The organism is Rhodococcus sp. IEGM 1305, from assembly GCF_030058635.1.
GTDB classification, from domain to species: Bacteria; Actinomycetota; Actinomycetes; order Mycobacteriales; family Mycobacteriaceae; genus Rhodococcus_F; species Rhodococcus_F opacus_D.
In genome coordinates this window covers 1-559 of sequence record NZ_JASHKX010000085.1, presented here as the reverse complement: position 1 = coordinate 559, position 559 = coordinate 1, and the positions used below count along the sequence as shown (strand labels likewise).

At 71.4% G+C, this 559-nt stretch carries 1 pseudogene; it reads right to left on the bottom strand.

Annotated features, from left to right (window positions below):
• Nucleotides 1-559: pseudogene (locus QM693_RS37490) on the bottom strand (glycoprotein); the annotation flags it as partial.

Sequence of the window (559 nt, the reverse complement as noted above, 5' to 3'; positions counted from 1 at the left end):
GGGCGTCTCGGTGGCCGCCGGGGTCGTCTCCCCGTTCGCGGGAACGGGCGCGGGGGGCGGTGTGGCCTCGATGACGTGGGCGCTGTCGCGGGGTGTCGTCGTGTCGACGGAATTGGCGGCCACGAGCGTGGTGGTCGCCTCGTCTCCGCGGAGCATCTGCGCCGTCGCGTCGTCGAGCACCCCGGCGTCGCTCCACACGAAATTGCGCAGCGACGTGACACCCAGAGCGTTGTCGACGATGTCCGCGGGGGCTTCGACGGCGGTCGCGGACAGGTCCGGGTTCGCGACCTCGGTGATCGCGGACAGGTCGGCCTGCGCGAACGGCACCGACGTGGTGCACATGGACGCGGCCAGCGACCGGGCGCGGTCGAGCCACGCCGACGCGGCATCCTTACCGGTGCCCTCGTGCGCGGAACCGGTGGGATCGGACGGGTCGTCCACCACCAGATATCCGCGCGTCATGTTCTCGACGGTGATCAGCAGGTCCGGGTCGACGGCCAGGCACATACTGTCCCGGAGCGTGTGGTCGCGGTCGACGCTCTCCCGGGTGGCGAACTCC